Origin of the sequence: Asticcacaulis machinosus (assembly GCF_028550435.1) — a bacterium.
Classification (GTDB): domain Bacteria; phylum Pseudomonadota; class Alphaproteobacteria; order Caulobacterales; family Caulobacteraceae; genus Asticcacaulis; species Asticcacaulis machinosus.
This window is the reverse complement of sequence record NZ_JAQQKV010000001.1, coordinates 1,552,908-1,575,538: the sequence shown is the minus strand read 5'-3', so window position 1 is coordinate 1,575,538 and position 22,631 is coordinate 1,552,908. Positions and strand designations below refer to the sequence as shown.

Here is a 22,631-nt window from a genome sequence, read left to right as displayed (position 1 = left end):
GCGTTATGGCGAAGGTCTGCAACAAGGGTGGGGTAGTAATAGGTCTGTGGCTGGCGCTGTCGGCTGTGGCTCAGGCACAATCGCCAAAACCGGATGGCCCCGTGATCAGGACGGCCCAGGGCGCTCTGATGGGCGAAAATGGCCCCAATAACAGCTTTGCATTCAAGGGCGTCCCGTTCGCCAAAGCGCCGGTCGGTGACCTGCGCTGGAAGCCGCCCCAAGCCGTGGCGAACTGGAAAGGGGTGCGGCTGGCCCAAAAGAGCGCGCCGGCCTGTCTGCAGGTGTCCTATGGCTGGAACGAAAAGGACGCGGCCTCCAGCGCTGAGGATTGCCTTTACCTCGAACTGCGCACACCCAAACTAGGTGCCGATGCCAAATTACCGGTCATGGTCTTTATCCACGGCGGGGCCAATCGGGCCGGGGGCGGCGCGGGGACTATCTCCTCAAGCCTCGTCGAAGAGGGTGTGGTTTTGGTCAGTCTGCAATACCGGCTGGGCGTTTTGGGGTTCATGTCGCATCCGGCCCTGAGCGCCGAAAGTCCCGGCAAGGTTTCCGGCAATTATGCGCTGATGGATCAGATCGCGGGTCTTGAGTGGGTAAAAGCCAATATAGCGGCCTTTGGCGGCGACCCGGACAATGTCACCATCTTTGGCCATAGCGCGGGTAGCCACGATGTCGGCCTGTTGCTCAGCTCCCCGCTGGCTGCGGGCCTGTTCCATAAGGCGATTATGCAAAGCGGCACGCCGCAGTTTGGCCTGCCCCCCCGCACCCTGACCCAGAACGAGGCTTTGGGTGTCGAACTGGCCAAATCGATCGGCCCGCGCACCGAAAAAGATCCGGGAAGTGTGCGCGCACTGGTGAGCTTGCGGGCCGCTCCGGCAAAGGCGCTGCAGGCGGCGGCGGATAAGCTGGACGCGCCCATCCCTGACGACAGCTTTATCTGGCTGCAACCGACCATTGATGGCCATGTCCTGCCACGGGCGCCCGAAGATGTGTTTATGGATGGTGATCAGGCCAAGGTGCCTTTGATCATTGGTATGTCAGCGCGTGAACTGGGCCTGCACGGCGGCAAGGATGCGGTCTACAGCACGATCCAGCGTGAGTTCGGGGAGCGATCCTTTACGGCTAAGCGTTATTATAAACTCGATATCAACCTTGATCCACCGTCTGATCCGGTGCTGGGTGCGGCCGATCTGCAACTGGCGACGGACTTGAGTTTCCGTTGCCCGTCAGTGTGGGTCGCCGATCATCAGGCGTCCGCAGGGCAAAAGGTGTGGCTATATCAACTGGATGTCGATGCCGATCCGGCTAAGGTCGCGGGACACGGCTCTGAACTGGCCTTTGTGTTTAACAGGCCGCCCGCCGGTGCGACCTTGAGTGCCTGGCCACCGCTGATGGCCTATTGGGCGGGTTTTGCGAAGACGGGTGTGCCTGGGGGCTCTAATCTGACCGATTGGCCTGAGTTTGGACTGGATGAAAACTACATGCAGTTTTCAAAATCAGGCCCGGTGGCCCGTCAGCGGTTGCGATCCGGTGTCTGCGATATGCTTAACCGGCCCTGATCTTTTATTTTGTCGCGCATCCAGATCCCAAAACCGCTTCACACTTTTGGGGATGCGCTTAGGTTTTAAGCCGTTTTCATAAGGGCTTCGCGGATCGGCAAAAACCGCTCATTGAACGGCAGAATAGCCGCGCCCATCGCCGCAGCATCCGCCGCCAGGGCCGCCCGTGTCACCGGCGCGATCTTAGGCACCCGGTCGCTTAGTTTAGCGTAGTTTTCGTTCAGGCGCGTGCATAGCTTTTCGATAAAGGCCGCAGGTACCCGTCCGCCGACATAATGGGCTTCCGGATTGATGGCGCAGCTTAAGGTCAGGAACGGATCGTGCAGGTGCTGCACAGCGGCCTCAATCCATTCATCGACTTTTTCCAGGCCAGCCGCGGTCAGGTTTTCCAGATCAGCCGGGGTGGACACCGCAAAGCCTGCCGCATTCAGATGACCGTACAGCGCATAGAGCGACACCGCATCCTGAAGCGAGGCTGGCGCCTTGTCGCCATCGGGCAATGTACGGGTAATGGGTAAGAAACCGATCTCCCCGCTGCGGCCATCGGCACCGCGGAAATAATGGCCATTAATGACCAGTCCGCCGCCCAGACCGGCACTGATCAGAGTGTAGATGAAACTGGCGGTTTGCAGGCCGTGACCGAACTGCATTTCGCCTATAGCCGCTGCTGTCGCGTCGTTTTCAAGACACACCGGGACATTCAGGATCGGTTCGAACAATTCCGCTATGTTGATCTGAGACCACAGTTCATAGGCTTCGGGCCGGTTCGGCAGCCGCACCCGGCCCAGGTCGTCAGGCATACCGATGCCAATACCGATCAGGCGCTCAAAATTGATGGCATGGCTGGCTTCCATCTGAGAGGTGGCGGCTTTGAAAAAGGCGACCACATCGTCGGGCATGGCGAAGTGCACTTCTTTGCTGACCCGCGCACGAACCTTACCCTGAAAATCGAGGGCGACGACGGCGATATGGTCGCGGTCGATATTGAGGCCGATCGAAAAGGCTCCGTCAGGGTTTACAACCAGCTTGGTGGCCGGTTGCCCGCGCCCGCCCAGCAGCCGGCCGGCCTTAAGGATCAGGTTGTCATCCAAAAGACGTTTGGTGATATTGGCTATGGCGGGCGCCGTAAGACCGGTGATTTGCGCCAGATCAGCGCGCGTGATCGGGCCGTTGGCTCTGATAGCCTGCAAGGTTACGCGCTGATTATGGTCACCGGCCCGCTCCAGGTTGGTGCCGGACAGACCCTCACCGTAGTTTGCGGGTTTGGGCGCCTTGTAAGCTATATCGACGCGTTCATCTGCGCTCATGTTCTGGCTCCGGTCATGGTCTTCGACTCACGTTGTTGCCTATAAAGGATATAGTGCGCTAAACTATATAAAACAGCAATGTAAACAATATTTTATACGATTATCGGCGGCGTGCCATTTTATGCGCGGTAATGTAGGTATACAGATATTGCTATATATTAAAGAAAATTGAAATATTAAATTGACTTTCCAGCGGAATAACGGCTTCATCGCGGGCATGAGGCTTGCCTTAACCCTTGGTGCCGCAGCCCCTTCCACACCTTCGCCCGCTGACGAATTCCCTCCGTCAGCGGGTTTTTTGCGCCTGCAAAGTCACACTTAAGATCAATTGCGCCGCGGTTTGTGAAACCGTTTAGCCTTTCGAGCGTTACGTGATGTTATGGATGGGCCTGAACTGCGTCGGATTCGGTACCAGCCGGAGATGCCTGTGAGCGATATTTTTCTTTGCCTTTCAGCCGCAGATATTGACGCGGTGGTGCGCTCCATCGACACGCTTGGGTATGGCGTCATCCGCAATTGCCTGCCCGAAGCACTGTTGGTAAATACCCGCCGGTTTGTGCAGGATCGCGTCGGTCGCAACGGGGGGGAATATATGCACTTCACCGGCTCTGACGCGGTTCAGGGCACGCTTTTAGAGGCCTTGTCACAAAGCGGTAATTTTAATCGGGCCTGCCGCGAAATTTACCGCGCCGGTACTCAAAATGTGCCGCCGCCATCGCGATTTCATATGGTGCTGCGCTGTCTGGCGGGGAAGACGGGGCAAAAACACGCCTATTATTTCCACTATGATTCCTACGTGCTCACGGCCCTTGTGCCGGTGATTATCCCGATCGAAGGCATATCTGGCGACCTGATCATGTTCCCTAATCGTCGCAAAATCAGACGCAACTATGTGCACAATCTGATCGATAAGGTGCTGCTGGATAATCCTGCGAGCCAGTGGGCGCTAAGGTTTGGCGTCCGCTCTGGCTGGCTTAAACCGGTACGGTTGAAGATGGAGCCGGGGAATGTCTATATGTTCTGGGGCTACCGGACGCTGCATACCAATGAGCCATGCGATGTCGATAAAATTCGCTCCACCGGTCTCATGCACTACGCAGATCCCCATGCGGGAAGCTGGCTGAGGCAAAAACTGGGGCGGGCTTAGGAGCCTATTTTTTCACTAAACTCTCTGATCTGAGTATTCTTAACATTTTCTCCGGGAATGTTCATGCCGACCGTCTCCGTACACTTCCCGTGGCGCACAAGGCCAGTCGCAATGTCCATTTCGTAGTCGCAGTGCGTGTTGTTAACGAACAAATCGCTGGTTTTTCCTTCCTTCAGGAACGAGTTGAACTCAGCAATAACGTTGTCTGAAGCGCCCGCGTTCTTAAGAAAGACAGGCATGAATTCAGTAATAAATTTCGTAAATGATTCCGGAGTTGGGCTGTAATCATAGCTCAAACGCGCAGTCTGCTTAGCGTCATCCCATTCGGTCAGTGTCACGACTTCAACGGCATCGAGTGGAGGCCCGCCGACCGGAGATTGAATCTGGCTTTCAGCGCGAAGAGGCTTGTTTAACTCCAGCCCCATCATATGCGGCAAAGTGATTTGTTTATCTACTTTTAAAAACAGGTCTGCAGCTTGTTCGGGGGTGAGCTTTCCATACAATTGATCTGCAATCGCTCCGGCCTGAGCGGGCCCGTTGGCTACACCTGAAATTTCGGCGGCCTTGACGAGAATGGCTTTGCTTGTAGCTCTGACGCCGTCCCAGTCTTCTATGCGTTGAGGTGACAGGCTGTCATCGGCAATGTAGGTCACGTCGCTGAAGCCGCCGATCACCATCTGCAAAATTTCAGTTTCAGGGCTCTTTGGGGTTTTCGCGTTGTAAACCGTACCATCTGCGTCCGTAAGTTCGAAATCGATAAGGCTCTTTTTGATGCGAAAGGCTGTATCTTCGTAGCTGTAAGACTGACGGTAACGGGCTTTCATGGAGGTTTGCTTAGTGACAGTGCCACGTGTTTCAATTTTAGTGATCTTAAGATCCTGAATGATCGTCCCTGTTTCAGCTTCCAGGGTAAGGGCCAGTTCCCGATAATCAGGTGAGTTGCTGTCGACCTGAGCCACAGATAGTGACGGTGGAGCCAACAGTAGCGCCAATGATAAAGATAAACCTGAAATACGCATGAATGCCCCATAGTCCCCAAAATTTGAGGCACTATGTTACATTCCAGAGGCGGGTGTCCAGAGGCTTTACGCCTCCGGGTCGAAATAGTTCTCAAAGATCGCCGTGTCGACAAGGTTCAGATTGTACTGAAATATATCGATAAATTCATGCAAGCCCGACGCGATGATGTCATCGGCGTTTGAGCCCTGAATGCTGCCGATCAGGGTTTTCATTTCCTGCATGGCGACCGATGGTGTGGCCGCATCGCCGCTCAGCATCCCAAGCGAAAACGCCGCCGATTCCAGCGTAAAGCTGACCGAACGTGGAAAGGCGGTCGAGAACAGCAAAAACTCGGTCACATCGCGGTAGTTGATCGAATGATATTGCTGCCGGTACATTTCCAGCGCATCGACCGATTTGAGCACGGCCCCCCACTGCACGGTGTCATAGGGGCTGTCGATGACCTGACCTCGCGGCAAAAGCAGGAAGTATTTGACGTCGATCAGGCGCGCGGTCTTATCGGCCCGCTCCAGCATCTGCCCAAGGTGGGCGAACTGCCAGCTCTGGTCGCGCGACATGGTGTTGTTCTTAAGGCCCGTGAAAATGTAGCCGCAGCGGCGCACGAATTCGTAATAGTCCTGAAGGTCAGCGATAGAGCGTTTACGGCTCTGGGCCTGGGTCAGGTGATAAAGCTCATTGATCATTTCCCACATCTCAACCGGGATGATCTCACGCACCGTGCGGGCATTTTCGCGGGCGAGAAAGATGCTGGAGATGATCGAATTAGGGTTTTTTTGATCAAAGGTCAGAAACTTGACGACTGATTTTTCATCGGCGACCGAGTAGCGTTTATTGAAGTCCTCATCATCGCCGGACGTGGCGATCAGCGGATACCACTGGGTCGAATCCTTATCGAGCGACAGGTCAAGCATCAGGTGGGTATTGACCGTTATGAAGCGCGCGACATTATCGGCGCGCTCCAGATAGCGGCTCATCCAGTAGATCGAATTGGCAACACGGCTAAGCATGGATTGGGCCTCCCTGAAGGAGAGATATTCTCCTCCCCTGCGTCAGCGGGGGAGGTGGATTTTGCGATAGCAAAAGACGGAGGGGGCAAACAACGGTCAGGGGGATGCCCCCTTCGTCAGTCCGCACAGCGGCCTGCCACCTCCCCCGTAAACAGGGGAGGAGAAGAGAGGCGAATCTACTCAGCATTTGCGCCCCCTTCCACGACGGTAGTGTCGTCACCCAGAACCCAGGTGTCCTTGGAACCGCCGCCCTGAGACGAATTGACCACCAGTGAGCCTTTCTTAAGCGCCACCCGTGTCAGGCCGCCGGGTAGGGTAAATATCTCTTCGCCGTACAGCGAATAGGGCCGGAAATCGACGTGACGGCCCTCAATCGCATTGCCGACCAGAGTGGGCGCCCGTGACAGGGAAAGGGTCGGCTGGGCGATATAGTCGCGCGGCTTGGCCTTGATCAGGGCGGCGAATTCTTTCTGTTCGGCCTTGGTCGATTTTGGCCCGATCAGCATCCCGTAGCCGCCCGACAGGTTGACGGCCTTGACCACCAGCTTATCGAGATTGGCCAAGACGTATTCGCGCTCTTTATCGTCCTCGCAGATATAGGTCGGGACGTTGTTGGCAATCGGGTCTTCGTCGAGGTAATATTTAATGATTTTAGTGACATAGGCATAGATCGCCTTATCATCGGCAATGCCGGTGCCAGGGGCATTGGCCAGAGAGACATGACCCATCCGGTAACAGCGCATCAGGCCCGGCACGCCTAAGACGGACTCCTTACGGAAGGTCTCAGGATCCATGAATTCATCATCAATGCGGCGATAGATGACATCGACTTTTTTCAAGCCGCGCGTGGTGCGCATCCACACATAGTCGTCCTTGACGATCAGGTCTGAGCCCTGTGCCAGTGGCACGCCCATTTGTTGGGCAAGGTAAGCGTGCTCGAAATAGGCACTGTTATAGATGCCGGGGGTGAGCACGATGATGTTGGGGTCTTCGACGCCTTCGGGGGCAATGAATTTCAATGTCCGGTAGAGGTGATCGCCATAGTCGGAGACCGGGCGCACCTTCATCGACTGGAAAATGTGCGGCAGGATGCGTTTCAGCACCGCCCGGTTTTCCAGCACATAGGAAATGCCCGACGGGCAGCGCAGATTGTCTTCCAGTACATAGAACTCACCGTCGCCGGCGCGTACAAAGTCAGTGCCGGAAATATGCGTCCACACCCCCTTGGGCGGTTTTAAGCCTTCACACGGTTTGAGGTAGCAGGCTGAGGAAAAAATCAACTCACGCGGGACCACCCCGTCCTTGAGGATTTTCTGGTCATTATAGATGTCCTGAATGAACAGGTTAAGCGCGTAAATCCGTTGCTTAATGCCTTTTTCCAGCCGGTCCCAGTCCGAGGCCGCCACCATGCGTGGGATGACATCGAACGGCAGGATTTTCTCCGTGCCCTTCTTATCGCCATAGACGTTGAAGGTATTGCCGGACTGATAAAGAATGTCTTCAGCCCATTTTTGCTTGCGCTTAAGGTCAGCCTTACTCAAGGCGTCGATCTGCTTGATTAACGGCAGGGCGCTGTCATGCGCCACGCCGTCCCCTTTGAACAGTTCGTCATAGAACCCGTTGGTCTGATACGCCTCTAAAGCCATTTTAAATCCCCTGTCTGGCTTTGTTATAAAATGTAGTTTTAGGTCTGAAACACCTCGTTCATCGTCACCTGAACCCGAAGTGTTTCCTTGCCGCCGCCACGATAGATGGTGCCCGAGGTGGGCGTGGCGTCGAGATAGTTCCGACCGCAGGCGACACGGATATGATCCTGCGTCACCATGATGCCGTTGGTCGGATCAAACCCGCGCCAGCCAATGTAGGGAATATAGACTTCGGCCCAGGCGTGGGAGGCATCGGACTGAATCTTATTCTCATAGTTGGCGCCGGTGTAGATGTAGCCCATCCGGTAGCGCGCCGGCACACCCAGAAGCCGCGCCAGACAGATGAACAGATTGGCAAAATCCTGACATACCCCTTTGCGCGACGCATAGACATCAAACGGCGTCGTCGACAGAGAGGTCGAGCCCGGAATATAGCTGAAATCGCGGTAGATGGTCTGATTGATATCGTTCAGGGTTTCCATCAGATTGCGGCCGTTGCGCTCAGAAAAGCTCTGGGCATAGATCATCAATTCTGAAATCTGGGTTTCCGGCATTTCCAGCAGGAGCATGTAAGGCTCCATCATCTGGTTCTGCCACGGCATCCATGAAATCGGCACCGTCAACTGACGCCTAGCATGGCGATAATCATCCGGCGGAGAGGCGTAGATTTTGACCAGTGAGCGCGCGCTGACCGTCAGCGACTTATAGGGCTTGATGATCGAATAGTGAATGTTCTGGTTGCCGAACACATCCTCAAAGCGCACATCCTCGCCTTCGACCGATAGGCTCAAAGTCGAATGAATGACTTCTTGCGTTTGATCCTCGACCGGCAGCAGGCGGAAAATGTGGGTCGAATGCTCGACCAGCTTTTCATACGAATATTCGGTCGAATGGACGAGGTCATAGAGCCGGTACAGCAGCGGGCTGCCGTCCGGGGTCTGGGTGATCGAGCGGGTATTGATGACGTATTTTGAGACATTGCCCATCTGCTGAAGCGACTGGGCAATCGATAGCTGCTGTGACTGGGCCTGAGCCTCATTGAAGCCGCGGCTTCTCAGGGCTGAGGTGGCGGCAGGGGCGACCTGCTGGCTGGGGGGCGCGGGTTTGGGTTTAACCGCGTCCTTATTGGTCCAGACCATAGAACCGCGCCGGGCGATGATTAACTGGCCGCCTTGCATCTTCGTCCACTCGCCGGTCTGAAACGGCGAGGACGAAAACACCAGTGCCGTGCGAAACGTATCGCGCGGGTTGGATATAGCAAAAGACGCGGCATCCGAGGTGAAGGCTTCGTCTTCGTGCGGTGGCTTGAGGCGACTGTAGTACAGTTCCGACTGAGAGTTGGAGCCATAAAACACACACAGGGTCACACCGTCGGATATGGCCATGTCGGCCGAGCCCAGATCGTCAAGCTGCCCGAACCAGCCCGCCAAAACCTTATGATCGACCTCAGCCAGTGTGCGCGCCCCGGCATCTTGAATCCGGCCCAGCAAAAACACCAGCGCTAGCTCAGAATCGGTGCGGCCCAGCGGCTCAAGGAAAATCGACTTATTATGGTGCAGCTTTGACAGGGCGTTTTTATCTAGGTTGCCATTGTGCATGAACACCCAGTCCTGCCCCGCAAAAGACCGCGTGAACGGCTGGGTTTCAAGGTGGGTATAGCCTGACGCGGCCCCACGCACCTTGCAGAAAAAGATGGTCGAGCGGAACCCTTCCCAGTCGCTCATCGCGTCTTTGAGGGAGGTCGTATCGCGGGCGGCGGGGTCTTTGGCGACCATAGCCGCGCGGGTGTCGGCCGGATACCAGGCCAGTCCCCAGCCGTGGGTGTGGTCGCCTTTTTGCGGGCCGGCGCGAAATTTCAGGTCTATGGTCGGTGACGATAAGCCATCGAAACTAAAAGCTAAAATGTCGGATGAGATGTCACTTAACAATTTTTATCCTCGTGCCGCAATGCAACTAGACTTTTTTGCGATGCGGTTGTCTAGTCCCTGATGAGCGTATGGTTACAATTTTTTTTCGGATTCGTAACGGGCCTGTTACAGATTCGTGACGCGAAAACAGTTTAAAGGTTAAATCTATGGGTATCCTGACGGCTCTGCATCACGTCACCGATTATCGCTATGATCGGCCCATTAGTCTGGGGATGCAAACGATCAGATTGCGACCCGCCCCACACGCCCGCGCCAATGTCCAGTCCTACGCGCTAAAGGTCGAGCCTGCCAACCATTTCATCAACTGGCAGCAGGATCCGTTCGGCAACTATCTGGCGCGGATCGTGTTCCCCGAAAAGACCAGCCATTTCCGGGTCGAGGTCGATCTGGTGTCGGAAATCAAGGTCTTTAACCCGTTCGATTTCTTTCTGGAACCGACGGCCGAGAAAATCCCGTTTGTCTATGATCCGGCGCTTAAGGAAGAGCTGGCGCCCTATCTTGAGATCAAGGATTCCGATCCGCTGCTGATGAGTTATGTGGCTGGGATTTCAGATGAGGCGACACCGACCATAAACTATCTGGTGGCGCTAAACCAAAAACTCAACGGCGATTTGGGCTACACCATCCGCATGGAGCCGGGGGTGCAGACCTGCGCGGAAACGCTTGCCCTCAAAAGCGGGTCGTGCCGCGACATGGCCTGGCTCATGTGCCAGATTCTGCGCCACAAAGGGCTGGCGACGCGCTTTGCCTCCGGTTACCTGATCCAGTTAAAAGCCGATGTGAAATCGCTCGACGGGCCATCGGGGACGGATCACGACTTTACCGACCTGCATGCCTGGTGCGAGGTTTATCTGCCGGGGGCGGGCTGGATCGGACTTGATCCCACATCGGGCCTGTTTACCGGCGAAGGCCATATTCCTTTGTGCTGTACGCCAAACCCGTCATCGGCCGCCCCCATTTCCGGCAGTCTTGAGGTCGCGCAATCGACCCTGCACCATGAGATGACGATTGAGCGCATCTATGAAAGCCGCCGCGTCACCAAGCCCTATACTGACGGCGAGTGGAAGCGCATCGATGCTCTGGGCCAAAAGGTCGATGAGGCGCTGATTAAGCAGGATGTCCGCCTGACCATGGGCGGGGAGCCGACCTTTGTGTCGCTTGATGACCGCACGGGCGATGAGTGGCATTTCACGGCCCTGTCGGATGCCAAGAAGAAACTGGGCTACGACCTGTTTCAGCGTCTGGCGGCCAAGTTTGCGATTGGGGCTCTGGCGCACCATGCGCAGGGCAAGTGGTATCCGGGTGAAATCCTGCCGCGTTGGGCGATGAACATGTTCTGGCGGCTGGATAAGACGCCGATATGGCTGGATCAGTCGTTACTGGCTGACCCTGACAAGGCCGCAGACCTTAAGCCAGAAGTCGCGGAGACGTTTCTCACCACATTGACCCGTGTGCTGGGTGTGCCGCAGGGCCGCGTTCTCCCGGCCTATGAGGATATTCCTTACCTGCTGTGGAAAGAGCAGCGCATCCCGCTTGAGGGTGAAATGCTCAAGGCGGATGTGTTTGAGGCGACCGAGCGTAAGCGGCTTCAGGCGCAACTGGATGCCAATGTGGGTAAGCCGACCGGTTATGTTCTGCCGCTGGCCTTTTCGGCCAAGACCGGTGGCTGGCTGTCGAACGCATGGAGGTTCCGCACCGACAAGATGATGCTGATCCCCGGCGACTCGCCGGTCGGGCTGCGCCTGCCCTTGGGGGCCTTGCCGCTGGTCGATCAGGCGCTGGTCAATGAGCATGTTTTCCCGCCGCGCTCGCCCTATGCCGAAGACGGGGCGTTAGCTGAGGCGGCGACGGCTGTGGCGGCTAATCTCGCCCAGATGACGGCAGAAATTGCAGCATCAGATGATGGCCCCAATGGCCTGATACGAAGTGCCATCTGCGCCGAAGTGCGTCAGGGCAAACTGTTCCTGTTCCTGCCGCCGCTCAGCTATATCGAGCATTATCTTGATCTGATTTCGGCCATTGAAGCGGTCGCCAGCCACCTGAAAACCCCGGTCATTATCGAAGGCTACGCGCCGCCGCGCGATCATCGCGTCGAATCCATGAGCGTCACGCCTGACCCCGGCGTGATCGAGGTCAACATCCAGCCCGCCCGTAACTGGGAGGAACTGAAGTTCATCACGAACACGGTCTATGAAGAAGCGCAATCCGCGCGCCTGATCGCCGATAAGTTCATGATCGATGGTAAGCGCGTCGGCACCGGTGGCGGCAACCACATTGTCATGGGCGCGCAAAAGCCCGACGACAGCCCGTTTTTGCGCCGCCCCGATGTGCTGCGTTCGATGATCGCCTTCTGGCAGAACCACCCGTCGCTGTCCTACCTGTTTTCCGGGCTATATATCGGGCCGACCTCTCAGGCCCCGCGTATCGACGAAGCCCGTCACGATTCGCTCTATGAGCTGGAAATCGCCTTCAACAGCATCCCTGACGCGCCGGATGCCGGCGATGTGCCGCCCTGGCTGGTCGACCGTTTGCTGCGCAATCTGCTGGTCGATCTGACCGGCAATACCCACCGCGCGGAGTTCTGCATCGATAAGCTCTATAGCCCCGACAGCGACCGTGGTCGTCTGGGCCTGCTTGAGATGCGCGGCTTTGAAATGTCGCCCCATCCACAGATGAACCTCATTCAGACGCTGCTGATACGGGCACTTGTGGCCCTGTTCTGGAAGAAGCCCTACACCTCTAAGCTGGTGCGCTGGGGCACGATGCTGCATGACAAATACATGCTGGAACACTATGTGCGCGAGGACCTGAATGAGGTCTTGGCCCACCTTAATCAGGGCGGGTTCAAATTCAGCCCTGACTGGTTTGTGCCGTTCTTTGATTTCCGTTTCCCGCAGGTCGGCCACATTCAGATCGGCGATGTCACGCTGGAACTCAGGAACGCGCTGGAGCCGTGGCCGGTCATGGGCGAAGAACAATCGGGCGGTGGCACCTCGCGCGGAGTTGATTCCTCTGTTGAGCGCTTGCAGATTGCGCTCAAAGGGGCGGTGTCGTCACAGCATGTGGTGACTTGCAATGGCCGCCGGTTGCCGCTGAACCCGACCCGTGATCTGGGCACACAGGTCGCCGGTGTCCGCTATAAGGCCTGGGCACCTTACAGCGCCCTGCATCCCAATCTGCCGATCAATACGCCGCTCAATTTCGACGTGATTGATACGCGGCTGGAACGCTCAATCGGCGGGTGCCGCTATCATGTCATCCATCCGGGCGGGCGCAACTATGAGACCCTGCCGCTTAATGAGAACGAGGCCGAAGGGCGCAGATTGTCGCGCTTTGAGGCCCCGACCCATACGCCGGGGCGCCTTAAGCCACCGCCGCTGATCCTCAATCCCGACTATCCGGTCACGCTTGATCTGCGTTGGCCGGGATAGGGCATTTGGGGTAAGGCGGTAAAAGCTTCGCGTGTCAGGCGGGCAGGGTGGCAATTGCAAGCCGCGCCGGTATAATCAGGTCTAAGCGAATCGTTGAGATCGTCTTTGGGACTGTGCTGGGGCTGACTTGAGTGAAGACTAAAAAACGTAAAGCCTCAAAAGGCCTGTGGGTCTGGCTGTTGGTTCCGGTGGCCCTGGCGGGCGGGGCTGCGGCGATCTATTTCACAGCGGATACGTCTCCCAGTGGCGAAAACGAATGGGTGACCTATGCCCGTGCGCAGATCATGGGCGATCCGCAATCTCAATACATCAAGGCCATTGTTGCCGATACCGGCAAGGATCGTAATGAGGCTGAGGCGATCAAATGGTACGAAAAAGCCGCCGCCCAAAGCCATGTCCCAGCCATGATGGGACTGGCGGATATCTATGACCGCAAAGGTGATGCCGCAAGCTTCAGACTGGCCGCCCATTGGTATGGAGAGGCCGCGCGTGGCGGTGATGGCCGCGCCCAGTATCAATTGGCGCAGTACCACGCCAAGAGCTTGGGGGGACTAAAGCCCGATCCGGTTAAAACCGCGCAGTTGCTGCAGCAATCGACCGATGCCGGCTATGGCCCGGCGCTTAATCGCTATGCTGAGGAACTTAAGGGCCAGGGTCAGTTGGCTGAGGCTTTACCGTGGTTTCAGAAGGCCGCCGCTCGCGGGGATATGAACGCGCTTTATAGCCTTGGCGAAATCTATGCCGACCCCTTAAGCGGTGATCTGGCCAGTCCCATCCGCGCCGTGACCTATTTCGAAGAGGCGGCCAATATGGGTCATGTGCTGTCGCAGCTTAAATACGCCTATCTGTGCCTGGGCGGCCAAGGCGTGCCGCGTGATCCCGCGGAAGCTTATAAATGGGCGGAAATCGCCAGTCACACACCTGACAAGACCCAGAAACAGGCGGCTCTGGAGGTGCGTGACTACCTGCGCACCAAAATCACCCCGGATGAACAACGCCGCGGTGAAGTGCGGGCGAAAGCCTGGTTGAAAACGCGCGGGTAGGCGTTCGCGGTTTACACAAAATTAGAGTTAATCCGCCATCGTGGCCCGCAAGTTTCGCGCTTAAGGGATTTAAGGGTATGGCGGTATTTGGTCTGGCTAAAAAACAGCAGCATCAGGCAACAGGTGAGTTTGAGTTGCTGACGGCAACGCTGGAGGCCCTGACCTCACCGGTATTTGTCAACGCCCTGACGCCGGGTGAGGAGGGGCTGGTGTACCTCAATACTGCCTTTGCGCACGGCATTCGCGCCCGCCACAAATCCGACTATCTGGGCAAGCCCGTATCCTCGTTTTTCGCCGCTCAGCAGCCCGAAGGCCGAACGGCGATTGAGATGGCCAAAAATACCGAAGCCGCTATTGCCCGTGACGGCAAGTGGACGGGGCCGACCAATTATGTGCGTGAAGACGGCACCATCTTTGAGGTCATCGCCACCGTCACCCTGATGACCCTGGGCGGGAAGCCCTATGCGGTGGCCCAGCTTCAGGACATGAATGCTGCCGAACAAATCAGCCGTCGCCGGGCGGAGTTCCGCGATCTGGCCGACAGTTTGCAAGGTGATGTCGGGGCCAGTGTTGACGCGATTTCCCGCGCCAGTGATGACCTGTCCGGCATTGTCGCCACCCTGATGCACTCCGCCGAAGAAACCTCGCGCCAGTCGCAAAGCGTGGTCTCGATCAACGGTCAGACCAACAGCAATGTCACCACGGTATCTGAGGCCACTCAGGATCTGGCGTCGTCAATCGGCGCGATCGGTGAGCAGGTCGGGCGTTCCACCACCATTGCCCGCGACGCCGTGCAGCAGGCGGCCAATACTCAGGAAACCGTCAACCGTCTGGTGGCCGCGGCGGAGCGCATCGGCGATGTCATCAAGCTGATCCAGACCATTGCGTCGCAAACCAACCTTCTGGCGCTGAATGCCACGATCGAGGCGGCCCGCGCCGGTGAGGCCGGGCGTGGCTTTGCGGTGGTGGCCTCTGAGGTTAAATCTCTGGCCCAGCAGACGGCCAAGGCAACCGAAGAAATCTCGGCCCAGATCAGCGATATTCAGGCCGCGACCGGTCAGACCGAATCGGCCATCCGCGCCATTGCTGAAACCATTGAGCAGATCAATGAAATCTCGGTGGTGATTGCCGACACGGTTGAGATGCAATCAGGGGCCACCCAGCGTATCTCACAGAACGTGGCTCTGGCGGCCCAGGGGACAGGCGAAGTGACCCATTCGCTGCAAACCGTAGCCGATGTGGCGCGCGAAACGACCCAGACGGTGGGGCAGGTACGCAGCGGCCTTGAGACCGTATCCGATGAGGCGCTGAACCTGCATGATAAGGTGCGTGCCTTTGTGGAGCGTCTGAGGAAAGAGGCGTAATTCTTTTCCTTAAAATCGACGCATTCTGTTACAACTCTGCCGATACAATCATCGAGGGAGAGGGACTATGCGTACACTCATTTTAACCGCATCACTGATCGCGCTGGCTGGAACGGCTGTGGCGCAAATGGCGCCTGCGGCCAATGCCTATCCGTATGACAAGGCGCCGTGGTGGATGAAGGAAAGCGTCATCACCCAGACCGGCTTTGTGCGCACGGAGGTGGAGGCCAACCGTGCCAATTTCTCGGCCCAGTTCCAGACGGTCGGCAAGACCGCTGAAGAGGCGCAGAACAAAGCCATCGCCCAGACGAAAGCGCTGAATGAGGCGCTCAAAAAACTGGGCGCCGATAAGGTGCAGATTTCGACGTCCTTCACCATGCGCGCCCTCTATGAGCAGTACAAGGACAAAGACGGCAACCGGATCGAAAACCAGCGCGGTGATAAGATCGATGCCTATCAGGTCAATCTGGGGCTGACGCTTCAGGTGCGCGATATGGCGGTGCTGGAGCGGGCCTATGCGCTGGTGCTGGCGGCCAATCCGACGTCAACGGCGCAGATCTATTTTAATCTGGAGCCGTCCAATGAAACCAAGTCCTGGCTTTATTCCGAAGCGGTGAAGGATGCGGCCCGCCGGGCCAAATCGGCGGCAGCCGATGCCGGTGCCGTGCTGGGTAAGGTCAAGGTGATCGACCCGACGGGCCGGGCCTGTGAGACGGATATACTGGCGCGGGGTGCGCCGGAATCCTATGATGACACTCAGGCGATTACGGTTATGGGAACGCGTAAGCAGGATCGTGTCACTTACGATTCACCGCCCGCTATGATGGCCGCGCCTGCGCCTGCGTCACCCGTCGAGGCTCTGGAAGCCAAGGCCGCGCAAAATCCGTTCATTCAGGCTCCGCCCTTACGCGAACTGACGGCCAAGGCCTGCGTGGTTTATGGGTTGAATTAAAGAAGAGCCCCCACCACCATTTCGCTTCGCTCATGGTCCCCCTCCCCGGCACGCCGGGGAGGTATAAATCTTACACTCCCCCACCGCACTTTGCGTCAGGTTTAACGTTGGTTTGTCATGTGGGGGAGGTGGCACGCCGTAGGCGTGACGGTGGGGGGCTGCTGCACTCGGAATACCTATTAAGCCCCCCTCCGTCACGTCGCTTGCGCGCCGCGCCACCTCCCCCACATGACATAGCGCCGCAAAACCTGAAGCAAGGTGCGGTGGGGGAGTATAAGATTTAGCGTTGTTATTGCCACCTGCGCCAAGTTTCGGGTCAAGGGGGCTTGCCCCCTTGACCTAACGCTGCGCTCTTTCAGCGCGTGATCAACTTTCGGAGAGCATACCCCACAAGGCGTGACCTTTTGCATCGCAGCAGGTAATTTCGGGCGCTGATGAAAAAGGTGCCGAAATGAAAATGGATGCGATTGAGAAACTGGCCGCTCACTATGAGCAGGTGGTGCTGGTGCTGCAAGGCGGCGGGGCGCTGGGCTCATATCAGGCCGGGGCCTATCAGGTTTTGCACGCCCACGGCATTGAGCCCAACTGGATCGCCGGCGTGTCGATCGGGGCGATCAATGCGGCGATCATTGCCGGCAATGCCCCGGATCAGCGCATGGCCAAACTGACCTCGTTCTGGGAACAGATATCGACCGCCTTTCCTACCGATGGCCTGAGCAATCTCAATCCGTGGTTTAACACCAGCTTCCGCCAGATGAGCGGCCTATGGAGCATGTTTCAGGGCGTACCTGGGTTTTTCCGGCCCAGTGCGCAGGCGGCCTTTTCTATGCCGTGGATGCTGCCGTCTGAGACCAGCTTTTATGATGTGTCACCGCTCAGGGATACGCTGCTGAAACACATCGATTTCAAGCGGTTGAATGACGGCGATATCCGCTTAAGCCTTGGGGCCGTGCATGTCACCAGCGGCAATTTCGTCTATTTCGACAATCGTGAACGCACCATCACCCCTGAACACATCATGGCGTCGGGTGCCCTGCCGCCCGGCTTTCCGGCAGTAATGATCGATGGCGAAGCCTATTGGGACGGCGGGGTGGTGTCGAATACGCCACTGACCTACGTGCTGCATGGCGGGGTCGGGGATATGCACGAAGACACGCTGGTGTTCCAGATCGACCTGTTTAACGCGCAGGGGCAGATGCCGGAGACGCTGGATGAAGTCTATGCCCGCATCAAGGACATCACCTATTCCAGCCGCACACGCTTGAACACCGATGCGTTCCTGCAAAAATACGTGCTGCGGCAGGCGATACGCACGCTGTTTGAGCATATCCCCGATGACATCAAGGCGTGCGCGGAGGTGCAGGCGCTGAAAGAACTGGCGTCAGATGACCGGGTGACGATCGTGCACCTGATCCACCGCGGGACCCAATGCCAGACCCAGTCGAAAGATTATGAGTTTTCGCGCGTGACCATGCTGGAAAACTGGGCGTCCGGTGTGGCCGATGCGCAAACCGCCATGCGGCATGAAGAATGGCGCACGCCGCCCACTGAAAAAGACGGGCTGATGGTCTATGACTTCACGCGCGGCGCCAAACGCAAGGCGAAATCAGGCAAGGCGGTTAAGGCTGAGGTGTAACGGCGTTACTCAAGACTTTATTTTTCTCCCATAGGGTGTATGGTTGCGAGCTGTCATCTTTCGGGAGGGGATTATGAACAAGGCCTTAGCGGAGTTTATCGGCACGTTTGTGCTGGTGGTGTTCGGGTGCGGGGCGGTGGTCTTTTCATCGGACGTGGTTGGCGTTCTGGGGATTGCGATTGCCTTTGGTCTGGCGATTGTGGCTATGGCCTACGGCATCGGCAGCGTGTCGGGCTGTCACGTCAATCCGGCGGTGTCGCTGGGGGTGTTAATCGCCGGACGTATGACACCGCGCGATTTTGGCATCTATGTCATCGCCCAGTGTTTGGGTGCGATCGTCGGGGCGGCATTTCTGGCGGCGGTGGTGTCGGGTAAGCTGGGTGGATATGATGTCGCGGTTGACGGGCTTGGGCAAAACGGCTGGGGTGAAGGCTACGGCGGCGGCTATGGCATGGGAGCTGCCTTTTTGTTTGAGGTGGTGGCGACCTTTATCTTTCTGGTGGTGATTTTGGGTTCGACCCATGCCTCAAGCCCTGCCGGTTTTGCAGGGCTGGCCATCGGCCTCACACTTGCGGCTATTCACATCATCGGTATTCCGGTCACCGGCGTTTCGGTCAATCCGGCCCGTAGCCTGGGGCCCGCCCTGTTTGTCGGCGGGCAGGCGATTTCGCAACTCTGGCTGTTTATTGTGGCGCCGCTGATTGGAGCGGCACTGGCGGGTGGCGTTTACCGGTTCGGATGGTTGCAGTCTAAGCTTTAAGGCGCCGGACTATCAGGTGATCAACTGACCACTTGCCGCCGCCGTGGATGATCAGGCCGGTCAGGATAATGGCCCAGAACAGGTGCTGATCGTGTTGCAGGTAAGTGAACTGGATCACCGCCGTCATGATCAGCAGGGGTAGGGCCGCCAGCCGTGTCCCCAGACCCAGCCACAACAGAACCGGACAGATCAGCTCAAGCGCGGTGGCGGAAAACGCCGCAAACTCTGGCGGCAGGACGGGCACCTGATACTCATCGGCAAACAGGGAAACGGTGGTGTCGAAATCGGCGATCTTGGTCAGGCCGGAGACGAAAAATACCCAACCGATCCACGCCCGCGCCATCAGCCACCACGGGGCGGATAAAACTTCGGGCAGGGTATATAGACGTTTCAGACGATAGGCGTCATATCTAAACGCAGATGATGGATTCGGGCGCGCAGGCGCAGGTCGGGTCAGCATCGGGGCGGTTCCTTTTGGTTGCTGCCATCCTATTCGCTGGCTTTGGGGATAAGGTTACAGGTGTCTGACACGCCCACCCGCACAGGTCATGAGGCCCGCCTGCATCCACTGTTTGTAGCGGCGTGTGATGGTGACCGCCAGGGCTATGCGGCGCTACTGACGGCCATATCCGATATTGCTCAGGGCTATGTCCGGCGCAAACTGGCTGCCGATGGTGATGACGTGGTGCAGGAAATCCTGATCTCAGTCCATAAGGGGCTGCATACCTATGATGTGAAGCGCCCCTGCATGCCGTGGTTGGCGGCGATCATGCACTACCGGCTGAACGACGCTTTGCGGCGCAGGTATCGCGATCAGCGTATGCCAAAGGTGGCGATTGAGGATGTCGAGGCGTATCTTTGTGCGCCTGTAACCGAAAGCATCAATTTGGACGAACACATAGTTGCGGCCATTGCGGAACTGCCCGAAGGCCAGCAAAAGGTGATCACCGGCATGTATATCAAAGACATGTCGGTGGCCGACGTCAGTAAGGCATTGGGTATGAGCATTTCCGCCGTCAAGGTTACGGCCCACCGGGCCTATAAACGTCTGAGAGATAAACTTAAGGAGGGCGGATCATGAGTATGAAAACCCTCATTACGCAACTGTCCGAAAAAGGCCGCCCTGTCCGTCATGTGCCGTTTGCACGGGTATGTATGGAAACGATGGCGGTAACGTTCATAAGTTTCATTCAAATTGCGCTGATTTACGGGCTGCGGGCGGATCTGTGGGCGAGGGTGTCTGAGCCGCTGTTCGTTGCTGAAATCATGATGAACCTTAGCCTTGTGATCGCCGCTGGCGTGACCGCAACGGCCTGCGCCTATCCTGACCGGGCACGTTTACCAGGCTGGCCCTATCTGTTTATTTTACCATTGAGTCTTTATGCCGTGGTGTTTGCGGCGGCGGCCTCCGCGACCCCTGATCTGGCGGGGGCGGTGTTTCATAAGCATGGCTTTCACTGCCTGATCTGTATCGTTATATTTGCGATTATTCCGGCGCTGTGGATGCTGTTCCGGCTACGGCGGCTTATGGTGGTAAAGCCCATGCAGGCGGCGGGTCTTAGCCTGATCATGGCGCTGGCCGCAGGGGGGCTGGGTATCCGGCTGGTCGATGCCGAGCCGTTATCTGTCGGGCTTCTGGTCTGGCACTATCTGCCGATGCTGATCCTGTCGGGGGGCGCATTGTTACTGGGCCGCAAAATATTTCGGTGATAGTGTAACCGTGGGCAAGGGCGCGGCGAATGCAATTGAGACCGGGCATTTCGGAATTATCCGGCCGGTGTTATCCGACAGAAGGAAACCAACCATGAATAAGCTGCTCATTTCCGCTGCTATCGCTTCGGCCTTGGCCGGTGCAGTCGCGACCGCCCCGTCCTTTGCGGGCGACGACATGAAAAAAGAAAAAGCCGATAAGGAAAAATGCTACGGCGTCGCCAAGGCTGGCAAGAACGCCTGCGCCTCCGCCGACGGTTCGCACTCCTGCGCCGGCCACGCCACCAAGGACAATGACCCGAACGAGTGGGTGTATGTCAAAAAAGGTGAGTGCGAAAAAATGGGCGGCTCGCTCACCCCGCCGAAGAAGATGTAGATTTTTTGGCGCGCATTATGTCCGAAAACCGCGTCACGCTTTTGACTTCGTCGAACTCGCGTTTCGGAATGTGCTTATGAAAACCCCTCCCCTGATCTCAGGGGAGGTACCGCCGTCAGGCGGGGGTGGGGTTAAACCCCCTCTGTATTTTTAATTTGAAATTAAAAATACAGCTCCCCCTGATTTCAGGGGGAGTGCTTTAGTTGATTATGAGTCCACGGTCTCATCTTGGATACGGCGTCGGCCTGCGCAGCCCACACTACGGGCATTTTCTGAACGCGCGGCCTAAGTCGGTCGATTGGCTGGAGATCATCTCCGACAACTATATCCGCGCCCATAGCGGCTATCACGACATGCTGTGCGACCTGCGGGCCGACTATCCCATCGTCATGCACGGGGTCGGCCTATCGATCGGCACGACCGATCCGCTGGATGCGGACTATCTGAGTGCGCTGAAGGCTCTGGCCGATAAAATTGAGGCGTCTTGGGTGTCCGATCACCTGTGCTTCACCGGCATTAATGGCCAAAACAGCCATGACCTTTTGCCTATTCCTTATACGGAAGAGGCGTTGGCGCATATCGTCCCACGCATCCATCAGGTGCAGGCGGAGCTGGGGCGCGAACTGGTGCTGGAAAACGCGTCAACCTATGTCGAATTTGATGGCGCGACCTTAAGCGAGGCTGAATTTTTCGCCGAACTCCATGCCCGAACCGGCTGCGGGATTTTGCTCGATATCAACAATATCCATGTGTCCAGTTTCAATCACGGCTGGGAGGCACGTGCCTATATCGATGCCGTGCCATCAGGCGCTATCCGGCAGTACCATCTGGCGGGGTATACCGATCATGGCGACTACCTGTTTGACACCCATAATGCGCCGGTCGCAGAGCCAGTTTGGGCGCTGTATGACTATGCCAGGTCTGTGCACGGTGAGCGGGCGACCATGATCGAATGGGACGCCGATATTCCGGCGTTTGAGGTGCTGGAGGCCGAACTGGATAAGGTGCGCGCAAGGTGAGTTATCGTCACCAGCTTGAGCAACTTTATGAGGCGGTGACCGGACGAGGGCCCGCGGATATGCGCCTGTTTAAGCTCTCACGCGGCAATGTCCTGACGCCTAAGCGACGGCTGAATATCTACGCCGACGGCTATAGTGAGCGGCTTCGGGCAGCGATCGCGACCGACTATCCGGCGCTGTTGGCCTTTATGGGGGCGGATGCGTTTGAGGCCGTGGTCAAGGCTTGTGTCGAGGCCACGCCGTCATGTCACTGGGATTTGAACCTATATCCCATTGGCTTGCCTGAGCTTATGCCGCCCGGCCCGGCCAGGGATCTGGCAACGCTGGAAGCGGCGATTGCGGCGGTATTCTGGGCTGCAGACAGTGCGCCCCTAACACCGGCTGATTTGACTGGTATTGACGAGGCCGCCTTTGCTCAAATGGGTTTTATGCTGCGTACAGCCTCGCGTCTTCTGCACTTTGAGACATCACCCAACAAATATCTGACGGCGCACAGGGCGGGTGATTCGGCCCTGATGGGCGCAGGGCCGGAATATCTGCTGATCGTCCGCCACGACCACGAAGTCCACCGCCACGCCCTGGAGTCGCTGGAGTACGATGTGCTAACGCGACTGTCGCAAGGGAAAAACCTCACAGAGGCTATTACCACCGAAGCCGCTGCCGAGCGCTTACCGCACTGGCTGGGTCGGTGGTTGACGCGCGGGTTTTTCAACCAATCTTAAA

Annotated in this window: 19 protein-coding genes; 13 read left to right on the top strand and 6 right to left on the bottom strand. The window is 57.2% G+C overall.

Features of this window, described 5'->3' with window-relative positions:
* Positions 1-5: 5 nt before the first annotated feature.
* On the top strand, positions 6-1,562 hold the full coding sequence (locus tag PQU98_RS07235) for a carboxylesterase/lipase family protein (RefSeq protein WP_272744231.1): 1,557 nt from the start codon (positions 6-8) through the stop codon (positions 1,560-1,562).
* A gap of 65 nt (positions 1,563-1,627) precedes the next feature.
* Here PQU98_RS07235 and PQU98_RS07230 read toward each other — a convergent pair whose 3' ends face one another.
* Positions 1,628-2,869, bottom strand: coding sequence for an ROK family transcriptional regulator (locus tag PQU98_RS07230; RefSeq protein ID WP_272744230.1), 1,242 nt, complete (start codon positions 2,867-2,869; stop codon positions 1,628-1,630).
* Positions 2,870-3,296: 427 nt separating this feature from the next.
* On the opposite strand from PQU98_RS07230, the gene PQU98_RS07225 reads away from it, so the two are divergent.
* Positions 3,297-4,016: a hypothetical protein gene (locus PQU98_RS07225; RefSeq protein ID WP_272744229.1), complete on the top strand. Its 720-nt coding sequence runs from the start codon at positions 3,297-3,299 to the stop codon at positions 4,014-4,016.
* Here PQU98_RS07225 and PQU98_RS07220 read toward each other — a convergent pair.
* The 4 genes from PQU98_RS07220 to PQU98_RS07205 all read right to left on the bottom strand — a co-directional run bounded on the left by PQU98_RS07220 (position 4,013) and on the right by PQU98_RS07205 (position 9,617).
* Positions 4,013-5,035, bottom strand: a complete 1,023-nt coding sequence (locus PQU98_RS07220) for a hypothetical protein (RefSeq protein WP_272744228.1) — start codon at positions 5,033-5,035, stop codon at positions 4,013-4,015. The genes PQU98_RS07225 and PQU98_RS07220 overlap by 4 nt on opposite strands.
* Positions 5,036-5,101: 66 nt before the next feature.
* Positions 5,102-6,043, bottom strand: coding sequence for an alpha-E domain-containing protein (locus tag PQU98_RS07215; protein WP_272744227.1), 942 nt, complete (start codon positions 6,041-6,043; stop codon positions 5,102-5,104).
* 176 nt (positions 6,044-6,219) lie between these two features.
* Positions 6,220-7,689, bottom strand: a complete 1,470-nt coding sequence (locus tag PQU98_RS07210; RefSeq protein WP_272744226.1) for a circularly permuted type 2 ATP-grasp protein — start codon at positions 7,687-7,689, stop codon at positions 6,220-6,222.
* A gap of 38 nt (positions 7,690-7,727) precedes the next feature.
* Positions 7,728-9,617 carry a class II glutamine amidotransferase gene (locus PQU98_RS07205; protein WP_272744225.1) on the bottom strand — a complete coding sequence of 630 codons (1,890 nt, stop codon included), beginning with the start codon at positions 9,615-9,617 and terminating at the stop codon, positions 7,728-7,730.
* Between the two features lie 146 nt (positions 9,618-9,763).
* On the opposite strand from PQU98_RS07205, the gene PQU98_RS07200 reads away from it, so the two are divergent.
* From PQU98_RS07200 to PQU98_RS07175, 6 genes are all read left to right on the top strand, one after another.
* Complete coding sequence (locus PQU98_RS07200; protein WP_272744224.1) at positions 9,764-13,048, top strand: transglutaminase family protein; 3,285 nt, start codon at positions 9,764-9,766, stop codon at positions 13,046-13,048.
* 131 nt (positions 13,049-13,179) lie between these two features.
* Positions 13,180-14,091: a tetratricopeptide repeat protein gene (locus PQU98_RS07195; RefSeq protein ID WP_272744223.1), complete on the top strand. Its 912-nt coding sequence runs from the start codon at positions 13,180-13,182 to the stop codon at positions 14,089-14,091.
* Positions 14,092-14,168: 77 nt separating this feature from the next.
* Positions 14,169-15,455, top strand: coding sequence for a methyl-accepting chemotaxis protein (locus tag PQU98_RS07190; protein WP_272744222.1), 1,287 nt, complete (start codon positions 14,169-14,171; stop codon positions 15,453-15,455).
* Positions 15,456-15,522: 67 nt separating this feature from the next.
* Positions 15,523-16,407: an SIMPL domain-containing protein gene (locus tag PQU98_RS07185; protein ID WP_272744221.1), complete on the top strand. Its 885-nt coding sequence runs from the start codon at positions 15,523-15,525 to the stop codon at positions 16,405-16,407.
* A gap of 451 nt (positions 16,408-16,858) precedes the next feature.
* A complete protein-coding gene (locus tag PQU98_RS07180; protein ID WP_272744220.1) occupies positions 16,859-18,043 on the top strand; it encodes a patatin-like phospholipase family protein in 1,185 nt (394 codons plus the stop codon).
* Positions 18,044-18,116: 73 nt separating this feature from the next.
* Complete coding sequence (locus PQU98_RS07175; RefSeq protein ID WP_303649452.1) at positions 18,117-18,803, top strand: MIP family channel protein; 687 nt, start codon at positions 18,117-18,119, stop codon at positions 18,801-18,803.
* On the opposite strand, the gene PQU98_RS07170 is transcribed toward PQU98_RS07175, so the two are convergent.
* Entirely contained in the window at positions 18,793-19,263 is a 471-nt protein-coding gene (locus PQU98_RS07170; protein ID WP_272744219.1) for a DoxX family protein, read from the bottom strand. The genes PQU98_RS07175 and PQU98_RS07170 overlap by 11 nt on opposite strands.
* A gap of 60 nt (positions 19,264-19,323) precedes the next feature.
* Between PQU98_RS07170 and PQU98_RS07165 the strand changes: the two genes are divergently transcribed.
* The 5 genes from PQU98_RS07165 (at position 19,324) to PQU98_RS07145 (ending at position 22,630) form a co-directional block, all read left to right on the top strand.
* Positions 19,324-19,884: a sigma-70 family RNA polymerase sigma factor gene (locus PQU98_RS07165; RefSeq protein ID WP_272744218.1), complete on the top strand. Its 561-nt coding sequence runs from the start codon at positions 19,324-19,326 to the stop codon at positions 19,882-19,884.
* Positions 19,881-20,513 carry an NrsF family protein gene (locus PQU98_RS07160; protein ID WP_272744217.1) on the top strand — a complete coding sequence of 211 codons (633 nt, stop codon included), beginning with the start codon at positions 19,881-19,883 and terminating at the stop codon, positions 20,511-20,513. Before PQU98_RS07165 ends, PQU98_RS07160 begins: the two co-directional genes overlap by 4 nt.
* Positions 20,514-20,607: 94 nt before the next feature.
* Positions 20,608-20,889 carry a BufA1 family periplasmic bufferin-type metallophore gene (locus tag PQU98_RS07155; protein WP_272744216.1) on the top strand — a complete coding sequence of 94 codons (282 nt, stop codon included), beginning with the start codon at positions 20,608-20,610 and terminating at the stop codon, positions 20,887-20,889.
* 209 nt (positions 20,890-21,098) lie between these two features.
* Positions 21,099-21,908 carry an MNIO family bufferin maturase gene (bufB, locus tag PQU98_RS07150; protein WP_272744215.1) on the top strand — a complete coding sequence of 270 codons (810 nt, stop codon included), beginning with the start codon at positions 21,099-21,101 and terminating at the stop codon, positions 21,906-21,908.
* Entirely contained in the window at positions 21,905-22,630 is a 726-nt protein-coding gene (locus PQU98_RS07145; protein WP_272744214.1) for an HvfC/BufC family peptide modification chaperone, read from the top strand. The genes bufB and PQU98_RS07145 overlap by 4 nt, the downstream gene beginning before the upstream one ends.
* The last annotated feature ends 1 nt before the right edge of the window (position 22,631 follow it).